This is a genomic window from Pelotomaculum propionicicum (assembly GCF_004369225.1).
Classification (GTDB): Bacteria; Bacillota; Desulfotomaculia; order Desulfotomaculales; family Pelotomaculaceae; genus Pelotomaculum_B; species Pelotomaculum_B propionicicum.
Window position 1 is genome coordinate 26,277 of record NZ_QFFZ01000016.1, and the last position, 22,368, is coordinate 48,644.

At 48.7% G+C, this 22,368-nt stretch carries 29 protein-coding genes and 2 pseudogenes; 23 read left to right on the forward strand and 8 right to left on the reverse strand.

Annotated elements, in window-relative coordinates:
* The first annotated feature begins 31 nt into the window (after positions 1–31).
* The 6 genes from mtrB (at position 32) to pyk (ending at position 5,374) form a co-directional block, all read left to right on the forward strand.
* Positions 32–253 carry a trp RNA-binding attenuation protein MtrB gene (mtrB, locus tag Pmgp_RS08865; protein WP_427910025.1) on the forward strand — a complete coding sequence of 74 codons (222 nt, stop codon included), beginning with the start codon at positions 32–34 and terminating at the stop codon, positions 251–253.
* A gap of 150 nt (positions 254–403) precedes the next feature.
* Positions 404–595: a glutamate decarboxylase gene (locus Pmgp_RS08870; RefSeq protein WP_134213630.1), complete on the forward strand. Its 192-nt coding sequence runs from the start codon at positions 404–406 to the stop codon at positions 593–595.
* A gap of 17 nt (positions 596–612) precedes the next feature.
* Positions 613–1,464: an acetyl-CoA carboxylase, carboxyltransferase subunit beta gene (accD, locus tag Pmgp_RS08875; protein WP_134213631.1), complete on the forward strand. Its 852-nt coding sequence runs from the start codon at positions 613–615 to the stop codon at positions 1,462–1,464.
* Between the two features lie 3 nt (positions 1,465–1,467).
* Positions 1,468–2,421, forward strand: a complete 954-nt coding sequence (locus Pmgp_RS08880; protein WP_134213632.1) for an acetyl-CoA carboxylase carboxyltransferase subunit alpha — start codon at positions 1,468–1,470, stop codon at positions 2,419–2,421.
* Positions 2,422–2,595: 174 nt separating this feature from the next.
* Positions 2,596–3,558, forward strand: coding sequence for a 6-phosphofructokinase (gene pfkA, locus Pmgp_RS08885; RefSeq protein ID WP_134213633.1), 963 nt, complete (start codon positions 2,596–2,598; stop codon positions 3,556–3,558).
* Between the two features lie 61 nt (positions 3,559–3,619).
* On the forward strand, positions 3,620–5,374 hold the full coding sequence (gene pyk, locus Pmgp_RS08890; protein ID WP_134213634.1) for a pyruvate kinase: 1,755 nt from the start codon (positions 3,620–3,622) through the stop codon (positions 5,372–5,374).
* 5 nt (positions 5,375–5,379) lie between these two features.
* Here pyk and Pmgp_RS08895 read toward each other — a convergent pair whose 3' ends face one another.
* Complete coding sequence (locus tag Pmgp_RS08895) at positions 5,380–6,024, reverse strand: superoxide dismutase (RefSeq protein WP_134213670.1); 645 nt, start codon at positions 6,022–6,024, stop codon at positions 5,380–5,382.
* Positions 6,025–6,206: 182 nt separating this feature from the next.
* Here Pmgp_RS08895 and Pmgp_RS08900 point away from each other — a divergent pair, with 182 nt between their 5' ends.
* The 3 genes from Pmgp_RS08900 (at position 6,207) to Pmgp_RS08910 (ending at position 8,526) form a co-directional block, all read left to right on the forward strand.
* A complete protein-coding gene (locus tag Pmgp_RS08900; protein ID WP_134213635.1) occupies positions 6,207–6,812 on the forward strand; it encodes a DedA family protein in 606 nt (201 codons plus the stop codon).
* 62 nt (positions 6,813–6,874) lie between these two features.
* Positions 6,875–7,942 carry a macro domain-containing protein gene (locus Pmgp_RS19720; protein WP_192902860.1) on the forward strand — a complete coding sequence of 356 codons (1,068 nt, stop codon included), beginning with the start codon at positions 6,875–6,877 and terminating at the stop codon, positions 7,940–7,942.
* Positions 7,943–8,019: 77 nt separating this feature from the next.
* On the forward strand, positions 8,020–8,526 hold the full coding sequence (locus Pmgp_RS08910) for a hypothetical protein (protein WP_134213636.1): 507 nt from the start codon (positions 8,020–8,022) through the stop codon (positions 8,524–8,526).
* A gap of 80 nt (positions 8,527–8,606) precedes the next feature.
* On the opposite strand, the gene Pmgp_RS08915 is transcribed toward Pmgp_RS08910, so the two are convergent.
* Entirely contained in the window at positions 8,607–8,906 is a 300-nt protein-coding gene (locus tag Pmgp_RS08915; protein ID WP_134213637.1) for a hypothetical protein, read from the reverse strand.
* 250 nt (positions 8,907–9,156) lie between these two features.
* On the opposite strand from Pmgp_RS08915, the gene Pmgp_RS08920 reads away from it, so the two are divergent.
* From Pmgp_RS08920 to msrB, 9 genes and pseudogenes are all read left to right on the forward strand, one after another.
* Positions 9,157–9,372 (forward strand): hypothetical protein, encoded by a 216-nt coding sequence (locus Pmgp_RS08920; RefSeq protein WP_134213638.1) that lies wholly within the window; start codon positions 9,157–9,159, stop codon positions 9,370–9,372.
* A 296-nt stretch (positions 9,373–9,668) separates the two neighbouring features.
* Positions 9,669–9,959, forward strand: coding sequence for a hypothetical protein (locus Pmgp_RS08925; protein WP_134213639.1), 291 nt, complete (start codon positions 9,669–9,671; stop codon positions 9,957–9,959).
* A gap of 160 nt (positions 9,960–10,119) precedes the next feature.
* A complete protein-coding gene (locus tag Pmgp_RS08930; RefSeq protein ID WP_192902861.1) occupies positions 10,120–10,482 on the forward strand; it encodes an ArsR/SmtB family transcription factor in 363 nt (120 codons plus the stop codon).
* Between the two features lie 46 nt (positions 10,483–10,528).
* The gene (arsB, locus tag Pmgp_RS08935; RefSeq protein WP_134213641.1) at positions 10,529–11,593 is read left to right on the forward strand and encodes an ACR3 family arsenite efflux transporter; all 1,065 of its coding nucleotides are present in this window, start codon (positions 10,529–10,531) and stop codon (positions 11,591–11,593) included.
* A gap of 35 nt (positions 11,594–11,628) precedes the next feature.
* Positions 11,629–11,880 carry a thioredoxin family protein gene (locus Pmgp_RS08940; RefSeq protein WP_134213642.1) on the forward strand — a complete coding sequence of 84 codons (252 nt, stop codon included), beginning with the start codon at positions 11,629–11,631 and terminating at the stop codon, positions 11,878–11,880.
* 4 nt (positions 11,881–11,884) lie between these two features.
* Positions 11,885–12,844: pseudogene (locus tag Pmgp_RS08945) on the forward strand (permease).
* A gap of 51 nt (positions 12,845–12,895) precedes the next feature.
* Positions 12,896–13,000, forward strand: coding sequence for a peptide-methionine (S)-S-oxide reductase (locus tag Pmgp_RS20990; protein WP_486644364.1), 105 nt, complete (start codon positions 12,896–12,898; stop codon positions 12,998–13,000).
* Complete coding sequence (locus Pmgp_RS20995) at positions 12,993–13,169, forward strand: peptide-methionine (S)-S-oxide reductase (protein ID WP_486644365.1); 177 nt, start codon at positions 12,993–12,995, stop codon at positions 13,167–13,169. Before Pmgp_RS20990 ends, Pmgp_RS20995 begins: the two co-directional genes overlap by 8 nt.
* The gene (gene msrB / locus Pmgp_RS08950) at positions 13,163–13,576 is read left to right on the forward strand and encodes a peptide-methionine (R)-S-oxide reductase MsrB (protein ID WP_205077999.1); all 414 of its coding nucleotides are present in this window, start codon (positions 13,163–13,165) and stop codon (positions 13,574–13,576) included. The genes Pmgp_RS20995 and msrB overlap by 7 nt, the downstream gene beginning before the upstream one ends.
* Before the next feature lie 12 nt (positions 13,577–13,588).
* Here the strand turns inward: msrB and Pmgp_RS08955 are convergent, their stop codons facing one another.
* Both Pmgp_RS08955 and Pmgp_RS08960 read right to left on the reverse strand, forming a co-directional pair.
* Positions 13,589–15,019, reverse strand: a complete 1,431-nt coding sequence (locus Pmgp_RS08955) for a sensor histidine kinase (RefSeq protein WP_153189199.1) — start codon at positions 15,017–15,019, stop codon at positions 13,589–13,591.
* A 23-nt stretch (positions 15,020–15,042) separates the two neighbouring features.
* Entirely contained in the window at positions 15,043–15,726 is a 684-nt protein-coding gene (locus tag Pmgp_RS08960) for a response regulator (protein ID WP_134213644.1), read from the reverse strand.
* Positions 15,727–15,897: 171 nt separating this feature from the next.
* On the opposite strand from Pmgp_RS08960, the gene Pmgp_RS08965 reads away from it, so the two are divergent.
* Positions 15,898–16,470, forward strand: a complete 573-nt coding sequence (locus Pmgp_RS08965; RefSeq protein WP_134213645.1) for a hypothetical protein — start codon at positions 15,898–15,900, stop codon at positions 16,468–16,470.
* Positions 16,471–16,544: 74 nt separating this feature from the next.
* On the forward strand, positions 16,545–16,916 hold the full coding sequence (locus tag Pmgp_RS08970) for a hypothetical protein (protein WP_134213646.1): 372 nt from the start codon (positions 16,545–16,547) through the stop codon (positions 16,914–16,916).
* A 165-nt stretch (positions 16,917–17,081) separates the two neighbouring features.
* Here Pmgp_RS08970 and Pmgp_RS08975 read toward each other — a convergent pair whose 3' ends face one another.
* The 4 genes from Pmgp_RS08975 to Pmgp_RS08990 form a co-directional block, all read right to left on the reverse strand.
* Positions 17,082–18,494 carry a nickel-dependent hydrogenase large subunit gene (locus Pmgp_RS08975; protein ID WP_134213647.1) on the reverse strand — a complete coding sequence of 471 codons (1,413 nt, stop codon included), beginning with the start codon at positions 18,492–18,494 and terminating at the stop codon, positions 17,082–17,084.
* Position 18,495: 1 nt separating this feature from the next.
* Positions 18,496–19,452: a hydrogenase small subunit gene (locus Pmgp_RS08980; protein ID WP_134213648.1), complete on the reverse strand. Its 957-nt coding sequence runs from the start codon at positions 19,450–19,452 to the stop codon at positions 18,496–18,498.
* Positions 19,453–19,587: 135 nt separating this feature from the next.
* Positions 19,588–20,028, reverse strand: a complete 441-nt coding sequence (locus Pmgp_RS08985) for an iron-sulfur cluster assembly scaffold protein (RefSeq protein ID WP_345789140.1) — start codon at positions 20,026–20,028, stop codon at positions 19,588–19,590.
* A 25-nt stretch (positions 20,029–20,053) separates the two neighbouring features.
* Positions 20,054–20,476, reverse strand: a complete 423-nt coding sequence (locus Pmgp_RS08990; protein ID WP_243119786.1) for an MOSC domain-containing protein — start codon at positions 20,474–20,476, stop codon at positions 20,054–20,056.
* A 230-nt stretch (positions 20,477–20,706) separates the two neighbouring features.
* Between Pmgp_RS08990 and Pmgp_RS08995 the strand changes: the two genes are divergently transcribed.
* The 3 genes and pseudogenes from Pmgp_RS08995 to Pmgp_RS20860 form a co-directional block, all read left to right on the forward strand.
* The gene (locus Pmgp_RS08995; RefSeq protein ID WP_134213651.1) at positions 20,707–21,180 is read left to right on the forward strand and encodes a hypothetical protein; all 474 of its coding nucleotides are present in this window, start codon (positions 20,707–20,709) and stop codon (positions 21,178–21,180) included.
* On the forward strand, positions 21,174–21,800 hold the full coding sequence (locus Pmgp_RS09000) for a DUF1847 domain-containing protein (RefSeq protein ID WP_134213652.1): 627 nt from the start codon (positions 21,174–21,176) through the stop codon (positions 21,798–21,800). The genes Pmgp_RS08995 and Pmgp_RS09000 overlap by 7 nt, the downstream gene beginning before the upstream one ends.
* Before the next feature lie 342 nt (positions 21,801–22,142).
* Positions 22,143–22,344: pseudogene (locus tag Pmgp_RS20860) on the forward strand (IS1634 family transposase); the annotation flags it as partial.
* Between the last annotated feature and the right edge of the window lie 24 nt (positions 22,345–22,368).

Sequence of the window (22,368 nt, forward strand, 5' to 3'; positions counted from 1 at the left end):
GAAATCTAAGAGGTGACTTTTTTTGCCTGAGATGTGGGAAATCACAGGAGAGTATGTGGTAATAAAAGCGCTGGAAAACGGTGTTACCATTATCGGGCTGACCCGCGGCAAAGACACGAGGTTTCACCATTCAGAAAAACTGGATAAGGGAGAGATAATGATCGCCCAGTTTACTGAGCATACCTCCGCTATCAAAATCAGGGGGAAAGTTGAGCTTTTGACCAAACACGGCCCCATCAGGACAGATGATTAATATGAGAAGCCTAGAGTTTTACCAGTGTTAGCTCTAGTATCCAGAGCGAAAGCTCTGGGTATATTATTTTCATTTGAAAAAGAGGAATCCCGGCCATGCTGGTAGAAAAACATAGGCGTGCCGCCAAAATCTCTTTGAGGAGGCTTCAATGTGTGGACGGTGGTCTATATTGCGCCAACTAAGAATGAGGCGGAAAGGCTGAAAAAGATTCTAACCACTGAGGGTTTTCTGGTGAAATTAAGGGCAATAGGCCTGCCTCAGGCTAATAACGCCTGCTCGGTCGAGATTCTGGTATGCGAGTCAGAGGTTGATGAAGCCATGGAGATACTTAATTCCATTTAGGGCAAGGGGTGTTTATTTTGGTTTTGGAAGCTTTCCGCAAACAAAAGCAAACTACAGTTCAGCCTGACACTGAAAACCGCGATATCCCCGATGGTATTTGGATCAAGTGTTCTCGCTGCGAAGAAATCCTTTTAAATAAAGATCTGGACAAGAATTATAAGGTTTGTCATAAATGCGGTTTCCACTTCCGGCTGAAGGCTGCCGAACGTATTAAAATGATTTTAGATGAGGGAAGCTTCCGGGAGATTGACGCCGGTATCCTTCCGGTCAACCCTTTTAAACTGGCTGACTATGAAAGAAAATTAAGGGAAGCGCGTGATAAAAGCGGGCTCAATGAAGCGGTGGTGGCCGGTGAGGGGTCCATTGAGGGTGTTCCGGTGATCACAGCGATCATGGACACCAACTTCATGATGGGTAGTATGGGTACCGTAGTGGGTGAGAAGATTACCAGGGCCATTGAAGCAGCGGCTGCGCAAAAGAAACCACTGATTATCTTTGCCGCTTCGGGCGGTGCGCGCATGCAGGAGGGAATCCTGTCTTTAATGCAGCTGGCCAAAACAGTTGAAGCTCTGGCCAGGCTGAGTGAGGCGGGTCAGCTGTACATATCCGTGCTTACAGACCCCACTACCGGCGGTGTCAGCGCCAGTTTCGCCGCGCTTGGCGATATAATTCTGGCGGAGCCGGAGGCCATGATCGGCTTTACCGGTCCAAGGGTAATCGAGCAGACCATACGCCAAAAACTGCCGGAAGGTTTCCAGCGGGCCGAGTTCTTTGAACAGCACGGTTTTGTTGACAAGATAGTACCCCGGTCCCAAATGAAAGAAACCCTGGCCAAACTCTTGAAACTACATCTGCAGGGGGAACAATAGAGTATGGCGGCCATTTTAGAGTTTGAAAAGCCGATCCAGGAGCTGGAAAATAAAATAAGTGAATTGCGCACTTTTTCTAAAGAAAAGGGTATTGACCTGTCAAATGAAATAGCCATTTTAGAAAAAAGGGCTGTGGAAGTCAGGGAATTAATATACAGCAACCTTACCGCGTGGCAGCACGTGCTGATAGCGCGCCATCCGGAGCGCCCCAACACCTCTGATTATATTAATTATCTCTTTCAGGATTTCATTGAAATGCACGGGGACCGTTATTATGGCGACGACCCGGCGGTAATAGGCGGTATCGGCCGTTTTAACGGGCGACCCGTAACAGTCATCGGCCAGCTTAAAGGGAAAGACACCAAGGAAAACCTGGCCAGAAATTTTGGCATGGCCCACCCGGAGGGCTACCGCAAGGCTATGCGCCTGATGAAGCAGGCGGAAAAGTTCAACCGCCCGGTGGTCTGTTTTATTGATACACCCGGAGCTTACCCAGGTATCGGCGCTGAGGAAAGGGGCCAGTTTGAGGCCATCGCCAGAAGCATACTAATTATGGCCACTCTCAAAGTGCCGATTATAGCGGTTGTTATTGGTGAAGGTTTTAGCGGCGGCGCCCTGGGGATCGGGGTGGGGGACCGGATTTTAATGCAGGAGCACTCAATCTATTCTGTAATCACCCCGGAAGGTTACGCCAGTATTTTATGGAAGGACTCCACCCGCAACCGCGAGGCTGCGGAGACCATCCGGATTGTCGCCCGTGACATCCAGAAGCTTGGGGTGGCCGATAAAATTGTGCCCGAGCCTGTAGGGGGCGCGCACCGTGACCCTGCAGCCGCCGCGGGATTTTTAGGCGAAGCGATAGCTGAAACTATGGAGGAGCTTTTAGAACTTGCACCCGAGGCGCTGCTTGCCCGGAGATACGAAAAATACCGCTCCATAGGGAATTTGGCGGATTAATTACAGCAGGCGCCGACAAAAAAATAAAAGAGGGTCAGGCGGTAACTTATTTGCATTTAAAGGAATCAGCAGCAAGATGATAAGTTAAATGCCTGACCCTCTTGCGCGTAATAAATTGGCGCCGCTAAAGGCAATATATATAACAGTGGCTATACCGACAGGAGGTAAGTGCTGTTGCAAAGAATTGCTTTATTGACCAGCGGCGGGGATTCACCCGGTATGAACGCCTGTATCAGGGCTGTGGCGCGCAAAGCTATCTACCATGGCCTCGAGGTTATGGGAATAAAACGGGGCTTTAACGGTTTTATTGAAGCCGATATGTACCCGATGAACCTGGGTTCCGTCGCCGGTATTATTCACAGGGGAGGTACGATCCTGCATACTGCCCGTTCGGACCATTTTATGACACCTGAAGGGCGGGCTAAAGCGAATGAAAACGTAAAGCGATTTGGCATCCAGGGCCTGGTGGTGATCGGGGGGGACGGGTCGTTTCGCGGCGCCAGTGTATTCCACCAGGAGTATGGGCTGCCTGTAATAGGAGTGCCCGGCACGATTGACAATGATATTGCCGGCACCGATCAGAGCATCGGGTTTGACACGGCCGTGAATACCGCAGTGGAGGCAATCAGTAAAATCAGAGATACCGCTACCTCGCACGAGCGAACTTTTATCATTGAGGTAATGGGCCGGCATTTCGGTTTTATCGCGCTTGCCGCCGGCCTGGCCGGGGGCGCCGAGTCAATCCTGGTGCCTGAGTGCCCTTTCAACTACGACGAAATATGTGAACGGCTGATGCGGGGCTACAAGCGCGGCAAACTCCACAGTATCATAGTGGTTGCCGAAGGGGTGGCCGGCGGCATAGAAGTGGGCCGCATCATCAAGGAGCGCACAGGTTTTGACACTAAGGTCACTATCTTAGGGCACCTGCAGCGGGGCGGCATGCCGTCCGCCGCTGATTTGATCCTGGCCAGCCGCATGGGCGCCAGAGCTGTGGAACTGCTTATGGCCGGGTCCAAAAAAGACATGGTTGGCGTTAAGGCAGGGGAGATTATCGCTGTGGATATCGACGAGGCTTTAAGCCAGACCAAGGCTATTGACACGGAAATGTGCAATCTGGCAGTTTCCCTGTCCATCTAACCGTTTCTAAAGTTGAAATATTGTTGCAACGGGGCAGCATTGTTTTGCAGGAGGGAAGCAAGTGCGTAAAACAAAAATAGTTTGTACTATCGGGCCTGCCAGCGACAGCCTGGACATGCTGAAGAAACTTCTTCTGGCAGGGATGAATGTCGCCCGCCTTAATTTTTCACACGGCACACATGAAGAACACGGGCGCCGTATTTCAAACATACGCAGGGCGGCCGCGGCTGTTGGCAAAAACGTGGCCATTATGCTCGATACCAAGGGGCCTGAGATCCGTCTGGGTTATTTTAAGAAAGAGCCGGTCCTGCTTGAGGAGGGCGCTCAGGTTACACTCACCACAGAGGCTGTCAAGGGGGACAGGGAACGCATACCTGTCTCCTACCCCGGCCTTCCCAGGGATGTCAAGGAAGGCGATACGATTATGGTCGCGGATGGCTTAATCGCTCTCAGAGTTTTATCGACAGCCGATAAGGATATCAATTGTCTGGTGATAAACGGTGGTGAGCTGACCAGCCAAAAAGGAGTCAACGTGCCGGGCGGGGCGTATAACCTGCCTGCTGTTACGGATAAGGATATCCAGGACATAAGGTTTGGTGTGGAACAAAAGCTGGATTACATAGCGGCTTCTTTTATCAGGAAATCTGCTGATGTCCTTTCGATCAGAGAGATCATTGAAAAAGCCGGGGGCAGCCTTGACATTATCGCCAAGATCGAAAGCAGGAAGGCAGTAGATAACCTGGATGAAATCATCAAAGTATCCGACGGGATCATGGTGGCCAGAGGAGACCTGGGGGTGGAGATCCCTGTGGAAGAAGTGCCGCTGGTGCAAAAAGTGATTATAGAGAAATGCAACCTGCTTGGCAAGCCGGTGGTTACAGCCACCCAGATGCTTGAGTCGATGATCAACAACCCCAGGCCTACCAGGGCTGAAGCCAGTGATGTGGCCAACGCCATTTTTGACGGCTCAGACGCGCTGATGCTTTCCGGGGAGACTGCCGCCGGGAAACACCCGCTGGAGGCTGTGGAAACAATGGCCCGTATAGCCGAGCGAGCTGAAGCGGCTTTGCAGTATGACAAGCTGCTGGGCAGGGAGGGTTCTATCTCTACCAGGCAGACTGTGACCAACGCTATCGGCCTGGCCACCTGCGCTATTGCCCATGCGCTGGGGGCGGCGGCCATTATCAGTTCCACCGAATCCGGCCATACGGCTAAAATGGTCTCCAAATACCGCCCGCAGGCGCCTATTATCGCGGTTACCACGCATCAGGAGGTTATGCGGAAGCTGGCATTGAACTGGGGGGTCCAGCCTGTACTGGCCAGGGTGACTAAAAATACCGATGAGATGATGGCTGAAGCTATTGAGGCCTCATTAAACTCCGGCCTGATCAAAGGCGGCGACCTGGTAGTGTTTACCGCCGGGATTCCGGTGGGTATTAAAGGGACGACCAACCTGATCAGGGTCCATACGGTGAGCGATATCCTGGTCAGGGGCACCGGGATCGGCAGCAGGGCGGTTACCGGGACTGTAAAGGTTGCGCGCACAAGCAGGGAAGCCCTGGCTAAGGTTGAGCAGGGTGATATCCTGGTGGCGCCCGATACAGACAGTGAATATAATCCCGCCATGGCCAAAGCAGGGGCGGTAATCACTGAAACAGGCGGGCTTACCTCGCACGCCGCGATTGTCTGTCTGGAGTATGATCTACCTGTAGTAGTAGGCGCGGAACGCGCAACCGAAATTCTTGCGGACGGAGCCACCGTCACCGTAGACGGGCTCAGAGGCCTGGTCTACAGAGGCAAAGCCAAAGTACTTTAAATTTTTCACATAGTCAGCGGCAGCTGTCCCTGGACTGCTGATAAAAATCTCCTGTCAACCTCTCGCCAGTTAACTATTTTCCACCAGATTTTTACGTAATCAGCGCGCCGGTATTGATAATCCAGGTAGTAGGCATGCTCCCATACGTCCAGGACCAGCACGGGGATACCACCCCATTGAGTTAAATTTTGGTGTTTTTCGGCAGTCAGTATTTCCGTCCGGTTCCAGGCAGGCTGCCAGACTAGAATTGCCCAACCTGAAGCTTCCACATTTATCGCCGCTTCAGTAAACTGTTCCTGAAAAGCAGGAAAACTGCCAAAATAGCTGGTTATCAAATTTTGGGTTAATGAACCCGGCTGCCCGCCGCTGCCAACAGGAGCCATGACAGTCCAGTAAATACTATGCAGGATATGGCCGGAACCGTGGAAAGCAAGTTCCCGCTCCCAGTGCTTTACCAGCGCAAAATCTCTTTTCTGCCGGGCTTCCGCCAGTTTGAGTTCAGCTTTATTTAATCCCTCCACATAGGACTTATGGTGGTGGTCATGGTGGAATCTTAGGGTTGTGGAACTGATTACAGGCTCAAGAGCATTATAAGGGTAAGGCAACGGAGGCAATTGGTGATTGCCTGCCGGCGCCATCGGATATGGCATCATGCTAACCTCCCAGAATGTTGGTGTTATTTGGTAGTTAGTTTATTCTTCCATATAAAAAAAGTGCATACGAAAGCAAGGGAGGGAAGCAGGAGGACTCTTTTGCTTCCCTCCCTTGCCGGCTTATAAAGTTGCCGCCTCAGGGTATTCTATATGCAGAAGACCGGGAGGTGGGATTTTTTTTGTTTGATTTGATACTTGATTATCTGTCAAAACTGGGCCTCGGCGGGCTTTTGGCGGGAGTGTTCATAGAGGCGCTGGGGCTTCCGTTTCCTGGTGGAATTATGGTAATGGTCACCGGTATCCTGGTCGAGCAGGGCAGGATCAACTTTGTAAGCGCATTGGCAATAACGCTGTGCGGTTATTCTGCCGGTGCTATGACCGCCTATCTGATCGGCAGATACCTGGGCCAGCCTTTTTTTATAAAGTGCGGCAAATTACTGCATATTTCACCCGGGCAGTTTGAGAAAGCTCAGACCTGGCTGGACCGTTCGGCGCCGGCTTTTATTGTTTTTGGACGTTTTCTGCCTGGCCTTAGTAATCTGACCCCTTACATGGCCGGGGTAAGCCGCATAGGTGCGGGGTTCTTTCTTTTTTACAACTCAATTTTCACTCTGGGGTGGGGGGTGCTTTACCTGACTGTGGGCATGTTTTTCGGCCATAACTACCAGCTCATCGCTTACTACCTGAACTCAAAACTGCCGTTTGTGGGCTTGGGCGCGCTGGCTCTCTATTTCATCTATCATTATTTAAAAAGATATATTAAGAAAGGTGTTAAAAATATTTGATCTGAAGGAAAACCTAGCCACAGGGCGAATATAGAATGGCAAATCATCTGTGAGGGATTAAAATGATCAGAGCAATAAAAGGCGATATCACGAATCTGCCATTTGAAGCAATTGTTAACGCTGCTAATAGTCACCTGACGATGGGAGCAGGTGTGGCCGGCGCTATTAAGCGCAGGGGCGGCGATTCTATTGAGGCGGAGGCCGTGGCCAAAGGGCCTGTACCGGTGGGTGAGGCGGTTGTAACAGCGGCAGGCGCGCTTACGGCGCGGTATGTGATCCACGCTGCCGCCATGGGTCAGGATCTGGTCACAGATGAGGCAAAGGTGCGGGCAGCCACCAGGAACGCCCTGCTGCGGGCGGAAGAACTGGCTTTGAAGAGCATAGCATTTCCTGCTTTGGGCACTGGTGTCGGCGGGCTTGATTTTGACCGGTCAGCCAGTACCATGGTGAGTGAGGCGAGGCGCCACCTCGCCAGGGGGTCGAGCCTTGATGAAGTTGCTTTTGTGCTTTTTGATGACACAGGACTCAGCGCATTCAATAAGTATACAGAGAGAAAAAGGGTAGTCTGCCTTGGAGACAGCATCACTTACGGCTTTCCCTATGGCCCGGGGGCGTCCTGGGTTGAAATTTGCGGCAGGGCGCTTGGCATAAAAATGGTCAATAAAGGAGCCAACGGCGATACCACACACGGCATGTGGCTGAGGTTTAAGAGAGACGTGGCGCCGTTTAACCCGGCCTATGTAATTATCATGGGCGGCGCGAATGACGCTTTCATGGGCTATAGCCTGGACGAAGTCGAGGAGAGTATTACCGACCTGGTTGGTGAAGCTTATGAAAACGGTATTTGCCCCTTATTAGGTTTGCCCGCTCCCCTTAACCTGGGCAACTTTGTGCCGGACGACGTGGGAATCGCAAGCTGTGAGCTTGATTCATTCAGGATTTGGATGAAAGAGTTCGCGGATGAAGAGCTGCTGCCGGTTTTGGATTTTTACACGCCGCTGCTGGTTGAAGCCACAGGGGCGGCACATCCCGGTTATTTTTCAGATGAGGCCCACCCCAATGAAACCGGATATCAGGTCATGGCCAGATCGGTAGAACCGGTATTGGCCAACTTGAAAAAGGGATTATAAGAAGAATTATAGGCTGGAGAGTCCCTGCGCATGAGCCAGTTGGTACCTCTATTTTTTAATCTGGGGGTAAAAAAGGTATGTTTAAAGAGATAGCCTTCCCGGAGTTCATCGGGGAGACGGAACAGGCTGTGGTTCTGGTGGTACCGGCTCTGGATCAAGACCTGTCAGTGCTGTTTAACAGGTTTCACGAAGGCGAGGAAATTGATTACTGGTTTAAGTGGGAATTGAAATCAGGTGAAACTGACGGGTTTATGGTCGCGCTGCAAATAGGTTGGGACGAGGAGGACGTAATTTCTATCGGTTTTACCTTCGACATGTGGGAATACCTGCCGGTGATTACCAAAAGGAGCAACCTCGTTTTAATGACTGACTGGGCTTTAATTGAAGAAGGGATTGCCGCGGGTATGGACAAAATGGGCAGGTTTAGACCTAAAGCACTACTGGTGCGTGATGTCGGGCAGGGAATAGACGAACTCTCAAGCACTGTGGCGGAACAGGCTATGTTCAGTGAAAAAAGCACTGAACTGATCCAACTCCTTGAAATTCTGCAGCGCAGCTTTGTATCTGGGTATAATATGCATTAATTGATTAACTGATGCAACCCTGATCTAAAAAGCAGGGTCCACTACCCTGCTTTGCTAACATTAAAGAATTTTTGTTAGTCTTAGAACCTTACTATAATAGATTTTTCATTCTCATTATATACCGCGTTATATTTACCCTTTTGCTGAATATTAAAGTGTTTGAAAAAACCTCTGGCGCCTATCTTGTTCTTGTTAAGGATCAAACCATTTTCATTGTTTGATGCTTTAATTCTAATGGTTTTGGTGTCTGGATCAAAAGCAAGTTCAACATATTTTGTATCAAATTTGTCCATAAGTTTTTTATTTAGGGTGAGATGATTTTTCGAAATTGCTACAGTCGCTTCTTTTTCGAAACGGGGTTTATAGACTTCAAAAGCCATAATCACATCTCCTTTTAGATTGTATAAATGCATTATAAATTAATTATTTTTTATAGTCAAATATAAAAGCACAAATTTTTTCATAAATTTAACGTATGATAAAATAACTTTTAAAGTCTTTTTAATTTAACTAATAATATATCAAAATACAAAAACGGTAATACATGGAATGGTATGAATCTTTTTATAATTAGTGTGATATAATATTTTATCAAGTTCTAATATTAATTTTTATACAGAGGTGTAGAGAGTGTTATCTTTTCTGGAAAAATTAAAAACTAAAAAGGACAAGGAAGCCAAGAAAGAAACAACATGTACTTGCGGAGAAACTGTTGAGATTTTCCCGGGTGAAAAAAAAGAGATGTATTTCTGCAGAAGCTGTAATAAACTGCTTTACTACGTTGAACAAGAATTGGAGTTGCCAAAAATCATCCCTATAAGCCTGGGGTGGTTGAAAAAAAAGTAATAACAGTTAAGTTATTAAAAAAATAATAAATATTAGGATAAAAGCAGTATTAACTTAATAAGATCAATTTATAGCTATTTTCTCACCTGCTTAAGCTTATTGAAAAACAACCATTATGAAAAGGATCAGGAAAAAGAAAAATATGATTAATCCTGATGAACCAGTTGATGTTGTACCGGGTATTAACCAAACCTCCCTTGAAGTCATACTTTTATGAATTAGAATATGCCCTAAACTGTTTAAAGTTACAATGAATTGCCTTAGTGCTTAACTATTAAATGATTAAGGTGACGATAGTGCTTAAGAGCGAACTGGTCAAATGGCGCTGGCTGGCCATTGGCGTAACTCTAATGGGAGTCATCATGATTGCTGTACCCCAAATACCGGGAAATTATAAGATTGCCCTGGCAATTCCTATCTATGCGGCGATTGTATTTGTAAATTATAAATATATCTGTTTGAAAAAAGCCCCTCCGCAGGAAGGCAAGCCTGCCGCAGGTGTCACTGGTCCCAAGCCTGCTGCTAAAGGCGCTCCTGTCAAGCAAACCAGTCAGCCAGGCCAGGGGCGGCGCAAAAAAGCCCGTTGACTACAATTGGGCCTACAGGGGACTTATTTGTTACACCTTCAATTTTTACCGAAAATTGGAGGTGTTTTATTTACTGAGTGGGCTTGCATTTAAGATGGTTTGAATTTAAAATAAAATTATATATTTAATTATTTAAATATATAGAGAGAGGGTGTTTGCATTGATCAACAGATTGAAAGCCCTGGCAGACGCACACAGGCAAAATATATTAAAACTATTGGCCTCTCAGGAAATGGGCGCCTGCGAGATCATTCAGGTCATCGGCCTGTCTCAGCCGGCCATTGCGCATCATATAAAAATCTTAAAACAGGCAAATCTGATTAATAGTCAGAAAGAGGGGAAAAACGTATTTTACACCTTAAATAAAGAGGGCTTGAAGGAATGTTTGCAACAGATGAATCAATTTCTTGAAGAGCTTTCCTGTTTTTCCTGTTCTTCGCCTAAACCCTCGCTGCTCCGGCAAAATCCCGATCTCTGCAGAGAATTAGGCTGCGAGCCCGGGTTTTGCGAGGAGGATGCATGATCAGAATAAGTTCCATATTAAGAAGAAATAGGAGGTAACTAGAAGTATGTCTGAAAAAGCTTCGGCAAAATTGTCCCTGCTTGACCGCTATTTGACCGTGTGGATCTTTCTGGCTATGTTTTTTGGCGTAGGGCTGGGCTATGTTGTTCCAGAAGTGGCAAACCTTCTCAAGAAATTTCAGATTGGGACCACCTCGATCCCTATCGCCATCGGCCTGATCGTGATGATGTATCCACCTTTGGCCAAGGTGAAGTATGAGGAAATTGGGAAGGTATTTAAAAACGGCAAGGTCCTGGGGCTCTCTCTGGTCCAAAACTGGTTTATCGGACCCGTCTTGATGTTCTTTCTTGCTATTATCTTTTTGCAGAATTACCCGGAATATATGGTGGGCATCATTATCATCGGCCTGGCCCGCTGCATCGCCATGGTTATTATCTGGAACTCGCTGGCCAAAGGTGATTCGGAATACGCGGCGGCGCTGGTAGCCTTGAACTCAATATTCCAGGTGCTGTTCTTTTCAGTTTACGCGTATTTTTTTGTAACTATCGTGCCCCAGTGGCTGGGCATGAAGTCGATGGTCATTCATATTTCCATGTCGGAAGTTGCTAAGAGTGTGGCGATTTACCTTGGCATACCATTTCTTGCCGGAGTTATTACCAGGTTTTCCCTGATGCCGTCCAAGGGTAAAGAATGGTATGAGAAAAAATTCATCCCGAAGATCAGCCCCCTCGCTCTAATCGCCCTTTTATTTACGATTGTCGTGATGTTTTCTTTAAAAGGCAGCTATATCATTACCCTGCCGGGCGATGTGGTTAGAATCGCCATACCGCTGCTTGTTTACTTCGTAATCATGTTTTTCCTGTCCTTTTTCCTCAGCAAATCATTCCGGGTCAATTACGGCCAGAGCACGACGCTTGCTTTCACCGCCGCCAGCAACAACTTCGAACTGGCTATCGCGGTAGCCGTGGCGGTGTTCAGTATTGATTCCGGCCAGGCTTTTGCCGCGGTTATCGGCCCACTGATTGAGGTGCCGGTGATGATCGGCCTGGTTAATGTCGCCCTGGGCTTTAAGCGGAAATACTTCAACCATGATTTGCAGGGGGCGGGATAACCAATGGACAAAAGAAGAAAGGCGGTGTAAATAGGATGGATATTAAGGTAATGGGTGCAGGCTGTGCGAAATGCAATAAACTTGAGCAAATGGTAATGGAAGTTTTAGCCGACCTAAATGAAAGAGTAAATGTCTCTCACGTAAGGGATTTCAAAGAAATTGCTTCTTATGGAATATTGCGGACACCAGCCCTGATTATTAACGGACAGGTAAAGCTTACCGGGATGGTTCCGCCCAAGGAAAAGTTAAAAGAGATCATTACCAGTGAAATGACAAAACGGGGGTAATTCTATGTGGCAGCAAGCTGTTGATTATCTGGTTTACAATTTAATAGGATTATCACCCGAATCACACCTGGGTTCCGCTATAAATTTCTTTCTTTACGACACAGTGAAAATATTGTTCTTGCTGATTCTGATCATTTTCATCATTGCCATGATCAGGAGCTTTTTCCCGCCTGAGAAAACCAGAAAAATACTCGGGCAAAAACGGGAGTTTATCGGCAACGTTATTGCGGCGCTAATGGGTATTCTCACACCTTTCTGAAGTTGCTCAGCGGTGCCGATGTTTATCGGTTTCGTTGAAGCGGGGGTCCCGCTTGGCGTGACATTTTCATTTCTGATATCTTCACCGATGGTAAATGAAGTTGCTCTGGGGATGCTCTGGCTGATGTTCGGCTGGAAGATAGCTTTAATTTATATTGTCAGCGGAGTAGTCATAGCCATAATTGCCGGTATGGTATTAGGCCGGCTGAAGTTGGAGCACCTGGTGGAGGAATATGTGTACCAGATACCCAACTCACAATGTGACTGCGGCGCTGATGATCCCGAACTGCTTTTAAAAGACCGGGTCGTCCAATCGATAGCTTATACCAAGTGGATCTTGCAAAAAGTGTGGATTTGGGTAATTGTAGGCATTGGTATTGGAGCGGCCATGCACGGCTACGCCCCGGCCGGTTTCCTGGCTCAATACGCAGGCGCGGGTAACCCTCTGGCTGTCCCGTTGGCGGTTATTATTGGCATCCCATTGTATTCCAACGCTGCGGGCATGATCCCTGTAGTGAAGGAACTGGTTAGGACAGGCATGGCCATGGGCACTGCTTTGTCTTTTATGATGGCTGTAACGGCGCTGTCCCTGCCTGAAGCGATCATCCTCAAGCAGGTATTAAAACCAAAACTATTGGCATCCTATTTCGGAATAGTTGGTTTGTCAATTGTCTGCATAGGATATTTGTTCAATGCAATTTTGTAAATAAAAAAGACCATAATATAAAAAATTAACTTGTTGAACGGAGGGAATCTGGTGACCGGTCACTCAGGCGAGGCTGGTTATGAGCTTGCCACTTTCGCGGGAGGCTGTTTCTGGTGCATGGTGGCGCCTTTTGAAGAGATGAGGGGGGGTGATTAGAGTACTGCCCGGTTATACGGGCGGGCATAAGGAAAACCCTTCTTACAAAGAAGTATGCGCGGGTGAAACAGGACACTACGAGGCGGTGCAGGCCACCTTTGACCCTGGCCTGACCCCATACGAGAAAAGCACTGGGGTCATAGCCAAAAGCCGGGTAAAGAGATGCTGAAAGATAAGCTCACGAAATTGCAGTATGAGGTGACGCAGAATAACGCCACAGAGCCGCCCTTTAAAAATGAGTACTGGGACAACAGGCGCAGCGGGATATATGTTGATATAATTTCAGGTGAGCCGCTTTTCAGTTCGCGTGACAAATTCGATGCGGGCTGCGGCTGGCCCAGCTTTACCAGGCCGCTGCGGGAGGAAAACGTAATGCCGCGGGAAGACCTCAGCCACGGCATGGTCCGCACTGAGGTCCGGAGCAAAAAAGGTGATTCACACCTCGGCCACGTCTTCCAGGATGGGCCGGCTCCTACCGGGCTTCGTTACTGCATCAATTCCGCCGCCCTGCGGTTTGTACCTGAAGAAGACCTTGAAAAAGAAGGGTATGGTGAGTTTGCCGGCCTGTTTAAATAATAGCCCGGCAATTTATCCGGGCTGTCTTTTGTAAACCGGGACGGTAAAGGAAAAACTGCTTCCCTCGTTAACCTTGCTTTCCGCCCAGATCCTGCCCCCGTGGGCTTCAACCAGGCTTTTGGCAATAGCCAGCCCGAGGCCGGCGCCGCCGCCCGAGCGTGAGCGCGACCGGTCGGAACGGTAGTACCGCTCAAAAACATTAGCCAGTTCACCGGCCTCAATCCCGTCTCCCGTATCTTTTACGGAAAAAACTATTTCATCAATGCCCGGGACAGCTGACAATGTGATCATACCGCCAGGCCTGGTGTAGCGAAGCGCGTTTGCCAGAATATTTAACAGGACCTGCACAATCCGGTCGGGATCAACATCCAAATCAGGCAAGCCTGCCGGAATATCCGCCGAGAAACTGATGTCCTTCTGCCTGGCCTCGCTGGCAGAAAGCATGGCCACTTTTTCCACTAATTCCTCCACCCGGACCTGACGGCGGTTTAAACGCAGTTCCCCGGCGTCCGCCAGGCTGATCTCCTGCAGTTCGTTTACCAGCCTGTTGATGCGCAGGACCTCATCGTGCATTGAAATAATTGTCTCGGGAGAGACTGTTATAACTTCCTCCTGCATAGACTCCAGGTTGCCCCTTAAAATCGACAGTGGAGTCCTCAGCTCATGAGCGGTATCCGCGACCAGGTTCCTCCTGAGCTTTTCATTTCGCTCCAGGCTTTCCGCCATATCATTAAAGGAAGAGGCCAACTCGCCGATTTCGTCACCCGTTGAAACTGCAGCCCTGTAGCCCAGTTCACGCCCGGCCAGGCGCTTGGCCGCGACAGTGAGCATGGCAATAGGACTGCTCAAGTGCCTGGATATAATAACGCCGAAGATCAGGGCTATGGCGACAGCGACAACCGCGGCCCATAAAGTGGCCCTGGTAACGCTGCTCACGAACTCGCTCTCCCATTCACCACGCTGGTTGCTCAGCATGATCAATGTGCCGACCGGGTCACCGTTGACTTTTAGGGGCAGGCTATATTTGACTGCGGAATCAGGCGCCTGTTTTCCTATATAAGTACTGTCTGAAGCCGCTATGATCTTCCCGTTCAAGTCTGTCAAAAGAAAGTCACCCGTGTTTGATCCCATCATAAGGCCCATGCCGGGCCCCATCCTGTGGCCCGTTCCGCGCAAGCCCTGGTTCATACGGCCATAACCTGTGCTCATGCCCCTGCCTTTAGACTGGGTGTCAAAGACAGACTGTACATCTGTCCAGTTGTTGTTATCCTGGTAGTAGCTGGTGAGAAGCTCACCATATAGTTCTAAACGGTAAGAGAGGTTCTTGTCGATATAGTTGTCGAACGAGTTGCGGATGGCAATCCCGGACAGCAGAGACACGATCAGAGTCGCCAGCAGGGCCAGCAGTACCATTGAAATAGATATCTTGGCTGCAAGTTTCAAGTTCAACACCCCTGCCTTTTAGATTAACCTCCAAAACGATAGCCGGTGCCGTATACCGTGATGATATAAACGGGGTTGGCCGGGTCCGCCTCAATCTTTTTGCGCAAGTTGCTTATGTGCGTGTCAATTGACCGCTCATAGCCCTCGTAAGCGAAACCCAGGGCGGCGTCAAGCAGCTGCAGGCGGCTGAAAACCCGCCCCCGGCTGCTCAAAAGCAAATTCAGAATCTTAAATTCAGTGGGTGTCAGAGGAACGTTCTTGCCCTTTAAAAAAACTTCATGGCGGCTTAAATCAATTTCCAGGTCGCCAACCTTGATCAGTTCCTCTTTTCTTTCCTCACCCGGCTCGCTGCGCCGCAAAACAACCCTGATCCGCGCGGTAAGTTCTCTCAGGCTGAAAGGTTTGGTAACATAGTCGTCCGCGCCTATTTCCAGCCCCAGGAGCTTGTCGATCTCTTCTGTTTTGGCAGTCAGCATAATTACCGGGATGCTGCTTTTCTGCCGGATTTCCCTGCATACTTCCAGGCCGTTTTTGCCCGGCAGCAGCCAGTCCAGCACGACCAGGTTCGGCTTCTCCGACTGCACTAAGGCCAGAGCGGTCAGGCCGTCCGCCGCCTGGACAACTTCAAAGCCTTCGTTCTCCAAATAGTTTTTAAGCAGGTCCCGGATCTTTTCTTCGTCGTCCACCACAAGTATTTTTTTAGGCACGGTTCCACCCCGAAATTGTATTACCGTATTTCTTATCACACATTGTATCATTATTTTAAACATTTTTTTAATCAGGAATGAATCTTGACATTTTCTTAACATTTTCTAAAAATGATTTTAAAAATTTATTGGTATGCTACATTCAGATAAAAAAAAGGAGGTTGCTGGTTTATGAAAATCAAGAATTGGTTGGCGGCGGCAGTCGCCGTGGCCTTGCTGGGCGGGGTTCTGCTGGTGGGCATCCCGGCGGCGAAGGCATCCGCGGTGGGAAACCAGTCCAACGGCCAGGCCGGACAAGGCAAAAGGGGCGGTTACGGACTGCATATTGGCGGCAGAAATATGGGTGGTATGGGAGCAAATGTGGCGGAGTTTTTGGGGATCAGCCAGGATGATTTGAGAGCGGCCCGTCAGGCCGGCCAGTCGCTGGTGCAGATTGCGGCTGAAAAAGGTATTAGTGAACAACAATTGCTCGATTATATGCTTGCCCAGCGCACAGCACAGATTGACCAACTGGTCACAGACGGCAGGATCACCCAGGAGCAGGCCGACCAGCACAAGCAATTTATGACCGAGCGGGTGCAGGAAAACATCAACCGGACTACAGTCGGTCCCAACAACAATGGCGGCCAGGGCTTTAGAGCCGGCGGCAAGGGCGCCGGAATGGGCAAAGGGTTGGGGCAAGGCCAGGGTAATTGCAGCGGTCAGTGCATTGGCCCCTGCAGCAGTGGTACAGGTGCAAATTAAGGGAAAAAGCCGGTTAATACCGGCTTTTTTCTATACATATAATGATGTAAAATTGCCATTGGAGGTGGATAGCATTGATGGTGGAATTTCTCGGCTGGATCGGCTTTTTGCTTTTTTTAGGGACTCTTGTGCCATTTTTCACGCGCCGCATACGCCTAAACGGAGCATCTATTAAATTGTTATCACAAAATCACCATGCCATAGCCCTGGCCAGCCTGGCAGCCTTAACCTTACATGGTTTTTTTGCCCTGAGTTCCGGGAGACATTGGGGCAGGGGAGCGGGGGTGCACGTTAACGGCAACATTCTGTCCGGTGTCTTGGCCTGGACGGCTCTTGCGGCTGTGGTGGCCATAGCTTTAAAAGCATCACGTCATAAACCGTTTGTCAGGACCCACTGTTTGGTTGTTATTCTGCTTGCTTTACTGGTAACCGTTCATGTTTTTTAATGTGTTTTTTCTTTTTTAGAAACCATGGTTTTTCCCCGGACCTTGCGAAACTTTTCAGGTGAGTAGCCTTGAACCGGCACTCATCCTCGTAGCGTAAACATTTAATGCACTCAGAATTATCAACCTCCAACTGTTTTGATTCGGATGTGAATCTGGTAATGGCATTCAAAAAACTTCTTCATATTCAACATTCTTTTTTAAATCAAGGATATGAGTGGCGCAGGATATACACGGGTCAAAAGAACGGATGGTCCGGCCCAGGATGGTAAACAGCATGTCGGACCTGGGGATACCGGTGCCAACCAGCGCACTTTCAACGGGGCCGCGGTTGCCGTTCTTATCCTTGGGAGCAAAATTCCAGACGGTCGGTGTGATTATATTATAACGGACCACTTTTTCATCCTGAATCTTTGCGCTGTGGAGCAGGGCACCGCGCATGGCGTCGGTTGTGGCGGTGGCCTCATTTTTTACCGGCGTTTTTTTCTGGTTGATGGGCGGGGGGCCGGGTTTGATTTTATTGAGCCATCCCAGCACCAACTCAGTGAGCAGCAGGGTTTCCAGGGTGCGGGCGTAAATCCTGTCCATGGTTGAGGTGCCGCCGCTGTAAAAACCGTTGATGATCATGCGGGCCAGCGGGCCTACCTGGTAAGGGAGTCCCGTATAGTTCACCGATTTAATCCAGGTATAAGCATGCGGCTTGTAAGGATCAGGCAGGTAATCTTCACCTTTTTCACCTTTCTCCTGTCCGGATACATACCAGGAATTGGTGATATCCTCATTAATCAGCTGCGCCTGCGGCAGGGTATACCGGCCATCTGACACCACACCGCCCCGCCACAAGTTATTTTCATTCATTTTGCCAAATTTAAACAGGCCAAAGGACAAGAGGCGCGGTGGAGTAACACCGATGGCATAGTAATCGCTGTAAACACGGGCAACCAGCTCAGTATCGGGGACCATGCGGCTTTTGACAAAATCGCCGATGCTTCTGATTAAGGCCAGCGCCTGGCTGATTTTATCCGCTGTCGGGGCAACAGAAACACCGCCGTGGACAAAACTGTGCTGGTGGGGGGCCTTGCCGCCGAACAGGGCAAGCAGTTGGTGGCTTTCCTGGGCTGCTTTAACAGCTTCAAAATAATGCCCAACCAGGCGTTCGTTATCAGAAAAGCCGAGCCGGGCATCCGTCAGGTTCTGCCCAAGGTAGGGGGGGCGGTCCGGCATCCTGGCAAAGTCAGGCAGGCTGAACAGGTAGAAGTGCCTGATGTGGTTTTGCAAAAAATCTGCCGCAAACATTATATTGCGCAAATACTGGGCATTTTCCGTCAACTCGCTGTCATAGATCTCATCCAGCAGGTAACTGGCCGCGGCGCCGTGCGCCAGGGAGCAGATGCCGCATACTCTCTGCGTCAGGTAGACCGCGTCAGTGACAAGCCTGTCGCGCATAATCCACTCGTAGCCCCGGAACATGGTGCCGCTGGCGTTAGCTTCCGCCACCCGCCCGTTTTCAATTATTGCCTCCACGGAGAGGAGTCCGCTCAGTCTGGTAACCGGGCTGAAAATTATGCTCTGTTTGGTCATTTCAGGTCTCCTTTAAGGAAGTGGATTTTTTCTCTTCATCTTTTTCACTTTTTTCAGGCAGCGTGGTAAAAAACGGTGTGGAGCCGTCCGGAAAGTCCTCGTTGGTACAGCCGATGCAGGGAGTGTTGGCCTTGACGGGCCAGTTGACGTGGTTAATCCACTGCCTGTAGGGGCAGTCCGCGCCCGTGCGGGGTCCCATACAGCCCAGTGAGAACATGCATTCGATGTCGCCCGGTTTTGACGCGAAATCATCTCTGTCGAAATAGGAACGGCGCTGGCAGTGGCGGTGCACTGTAAAGCCGTAGAACAGCACCGGCCGGCCCAGGCTGTCAAGCTCCGGCCTCCCGTACATGAGCAGGTGGGCCAGGGTGCCCACGAACCAGTCAGGGTTGACAGGACAGCCGCTTACATTAATAATCTCCCTTTTCAGCACATCCCTGACCCCGGCACTGCCTGTAAGGTTGGGCCTGGCCGCGGACGGGCCGCCGAAGCTGGCGCAGGTGCCGATGGCGACAACGTGCCCTGCGGCAGCCTCCAGCTGTCTTATTGCCTCAAGGGCCGTTATGGCGCCTTTTTCTGTTATTGCTATAATGTTATACAGCCCGTTGTCTTTGACCGGGACAGCCCCTTCCACCACCAGGACAAACTTGCTTTTGTACATTAATGAGGCCTGTTCCAGGATGCTGAGGGCGTCGCTGCCCTGGGCGGCCATAAAGGTGTTGCTGTAAAGCAAGTCGATCATCTCTGCAAAGACCTGATCCAGGTAGGGGTAGGTGGTATTCATAAAAGCAATGTTGTTGTCGCCGCTGTCGTTGGTTTCAATCCAGATAACGGGCAGCTTGCTTTTGTTCGGCAGGGCCAGGTACTCACCAACAACCGGCAGGATAGCCCTGGTAAGTTCATGATTGTTATTGCACGAAAGACTCTGGCATAACCGGACAAATTCCTCTTTTTCCATGACGTTCTCCCCGTGATAATGTAAAATTAATCCTAATGAAGAATGACCTTTCAGTATCCTATGACTCAAAACAAATAAGCGCCACCAATTAGGCAGCGCTTATTTATAATGAAAATCAGAGATTAATATGCAGTCTTATTTCATATAAGCTTTTTTCCAGGGAAACCTGGCCAACTCATGGTAATCTTGCAGTGCCTCGGCCAGAGTATCGGCCGCCAGGGCGGCGCAATGGACATGATCTTCGGGCAACCCTCCCAGAGCATGCAAAAGGGTATCCCGGTTAATTTTTTTGGCCTCTGCGACCGGTCGGCCTGTAACCAGTTCAGTTATCATACTGCCACAAGCTATAGTTGCCCCACACCCGTCTGTCCAGAAAGTGGCCCTGGTTATTCTTTCGTTTTTAACACTCAGCCAGATGCCGATTGTATCACCGCATTCACCGGAACACTGGCCAAAACCGTCACAATTCGGGATATTCCCTACATTACGTGGGTTCCTGGCATGATCAATCACAGTTTCGCTGTAATTACCGTGCATGTTTAAGATATACTCCTTTTCAACAGCTTCTTCCATCATTACCACTCCAAATTCATTTAAATTTTCAGGGTTTAATCCTTACCTCATCACCTGTTTTTACCTTGCCGCCTTTAACGACCCTTCCAAACCGGCCTTCACGGCTTACAGCATAAGGCCTGCCGTGCTCTTTAAATTCATCTTTGCCAATGTGTGTTATAATAATCTCTGCGTCACCTAAGATTAATGATTTGCCTACAACCAACTCCTCCAGTGGTATGCCTGATATAGTAAAGTTCTCAGTGTAGCCGCCGTTTAAAACTTCGTCTATTTTATGGCTCGCGACCTTATCCAAGGCTTCGACGGGGAAGACACTGACCTGCCTGTCCCAGTTGCCGGCGTGAGCATCACCTTCCAACCCCCAATTTTCAATAACCATGGCTTCCCCAACACTGTCTTTTTCAATTCCTTTTCGTGCGGCGATATTAATGGAAATAATCTTGCCAGGCAAAACCATCCCTCCAGTTATATGTACATCGTTTCATAATTATAATACACTCAACACCAGGTCATGTCAAAATAACTAAGTATTCAATTCAAAAATATATTCAAAACTGCTTGATTGGTGCCGCTGCCGTACCCTATAATATTTAAGAAACAATGTCCATAAGGTGCAAGCCACAGTCACCAATCAACAAAAAATCAGCCTATCCATAATCAAAAGAAAATGGAGTGATTCAGATGCCTGGGCATGGCAGCGAACCTCAAGTAATGGTCAAGCAAAATTTAAAAGAAGACTGGATTGCGGCTCTTTTAGAATTAATGAAACAGCTTAAGCAGTGGACAGTTGAGCAGATCAAAATATGGGAAGCAGATCCCCTTCAGAGTATTGTCCCGGTTGTTATTGAGTCACCGGTACGGAGAGATGAAGAACTACTTGGCAGGTATTTTGCTCCCAGCTTGATTATTACGGAAGAAAACTTCCATGTGGAAATTTGTCCGGTAAAAAGGTTCGCTATCGGCCCCATAGGCCTGGTTGAAATGACTAATGGTGAGCGCACTTATAATCTCCTGTATACAATAAAAAAAGGCTGGGTGATTTTAGAAGATCACAGGCTTCTAAACAATCATAAACCTTTAGAGAAGGATTTGTTTCTGGAATTATTAAATCAAATGTTTTTGAAAGATGTTAAGGGGGGGGAGCAACTTTGCTGAGTTGCGCTGAGTGTGGTGTTTATTCCTGCCGGATGGGGGAACTGAGTAAGCTGCCCAAAAACTGTCCCATACAAAAACACAGCGAACTATATGACCAGGCTTCGTTAATCTACCAGAAGTCGGAGGGGATGCTGGCCTGCAATTCGGCCAGGGTGGAGTCGGGCGGCTACAACGTGTGGCCGAGGGTCCGTGAGATTATGGAGTTTGCACGGATGTCCGGCTTTAGCAAACTCGGTCTGGCCTTCTGCGTCGGACTGCGCCAGGAAGCCCGGGCGGTATCCCAAATATTTAAAGAAAATGGGTTTGAAGTGGCTTCTGTGATGTGCAAAACAGGCGCCAGACCCAAAGAAGAGCTGGGCCTGAAGGAGGAGGAAAAAGTCCGCCCGGGTCAGTTTGAACCCATGTGCAACCCGGTGGTCCAGGCTCTGCTTTTAAATAAGGAAAAAACGGACTTGAACGTACTGCTTGGATTGTGTGTGGGTCATGACAGTATCTTTATCAAATACTCTGACGCACCTATTACAGTACTGGCGGTCAAAGACCGGGTCACGGGGCACAATCCTCTGGCGGCTGTTTATGCCGGCCACTACTTCCAGTCAAGAATAAAAACCAACAGGTAAATATATATTTGTAAAATAGCTTGAATAACTATAAGTTATTTTTGTTTTCATGTAGTGATGTTAAAACATTGTTTAGGAAGATATTTTGTATTGCAAGATGGGAGGATGTATAATATATATATATTATACATCTTTTATTTATAGTAATTCACTTTTTAACGTTCCAGTAAAGATTTTCTCTAACTTAAACTCAAGTTTGAAACTTTGAGGCGGTTATTACTCCCTCCAAACCCACAAACTAGTAAAATTAAGGTAATTTTTCTGAAATTTTCAAAAGCATGCTTCTAAGTTAGTAAGTACCATATTCCTTAAATCAAGCTAATATAGTATAACATGGGTGCCATGTATACGAGAACTAAAACATTTAAAAACAAAGGTGGTTCTAAAAGAACCTACATACAGGTTGTTGAATCCGTTCGCGAGAATGATAAGATGCGTCAAAAAGTCCTCTTGAACATGGGGCGTGCAGTATGGGGATATCGACCGCCTGATTGCTAGCCTGGCCAAGTCAACCGAGAAAAAGTGGATCCAGTCCGAGGCTCAATAATTACTGGTTCACAACGCCAAG